The following is a 1,220-nucleotide window of genomic DNA, read 5'->3' as shown; positions in this document are numbered from 1 at the left end:
GGGAGGTCGGTGATGTTCTCGTCGGGGTGGGTGGCGATGGCGTGGTGGGTGAGCAGGACGAGTCGGCTGGCGGCGTAACGCTCGTCACCCAGCCAGAACTGTAGAAGTGCCAGCGCTCGTCGGGTGCCGGACAGGGCCGCGGCGGGGACGTCGTCCACCGCCTGCGCCGGGTCCGAGGCGAACGGCACGAACACGTACTCCGGCAGCGCCGCCCCGGCCTCCATCGCGGCCGCGAATGCCTCGATGTCGGGATAGGCGTCGAGGCTCGCGCCGGTCGACTTCAGCCCGGCGCTCATCCCCAGCGGGTCGTCCCCCACGATGACCCAGCGGCCCTGTCCCGCCGCGCCCGGAACGGTCTCGCCGGAGGCGTCGGCCGACGCGGTGACCGCACGCCACTCCACCTGGAACAGTGAGGAGTTCGGGACAGGCCGGGCGCGGGCGATCTGCTCCGCGGTGATCGGCCTGGTCATCAGGGCGTCGATCATGGCCACCGGGGCGCCTGAGCTGTCGGCGATGTTCAACGTGTAGCTGTCGCTACCGCGGGGAGCCAGACAGGCGCGCAGCACGGTGGCGCCCGTCGCGTGCAGGGAGACGCCGTTCCAGGAGAACGGCAGCTGAGCCGCGCCGAGCTCCTCCCCCGACCTCAGACCCAAGACGTGCAGCACCGCGTCGAGGAGCGCGGGGTGCAGGCCGAACGCCTCCCCGTTCTCTTGCAGGACTCCCGGTAGAGCCACCTCGGCGTAGAGGACGTCGGCGCTCCGCCAGACCGCCCGCAGACCCTGGAATCCCGGGCCGTAGCCGAACCCGATGCCGTGAAGGCGTTCGTACAGGCCGTCGACGGCCACCTCGGTCGCCCCGGCGGGCGGCCACTGGACCAGGGAACCGGGTTCGCCGGCCGCCTCGGGCTCCGGGCACACACTGCCGGTCGCATGCCGTGTCCACCCGTCGGCGGAGTACAGGGCGTCCGCCAGGTCGCCCGGGATCCGCGAGTGAACGGCCAGCGGGCGCCGTCCGTCGCCGTCCGGCTCGCCCACCGTGACCTGCACCTGCACACTGCCCTCCGCGGGGATGACCAGCGGCGCTTCGAGGGTGAGCTCCTCGACGTGCGGGCAGTCGGCCTGCGCACCGGCGTGCAGGGCGAGTTCGACGAAGGCGGTGCCGGGGAGCAGGACCGTGCCCATGACGGCGTGGTCGGCCAGCCAGGGGTGGGTGGTGAGGGA

At 72.7% G+C, this 1,220-nt stretch carries 1 protein-coding gene; it reads right to left on the bottom strand.

The genetic code is table 11. The features are described from left to right. Window positions 1–1,220, bottom strand: a 1,220-nt coding sequence (locus ACIPSC_RS39045; protein ID WP_400835181.1) for a polyketide synthase dehydratase domain-containing protein, incomplete at both ends; no start/stop codon positions are given.

It is taken from the genome of Kitasatospora sp. NPDC090091 (genome assembly GCF_044747365.1).
Taxonomy (GTDB): domain Bacteria; phylum Actinomycetota; class Actinomycetes; order Streptomycetales; family Streptomycetaceae; genus Kitasatospora.
This window is presented reverse-complemented; position numbering and strand designations above follow the sequence as displayed.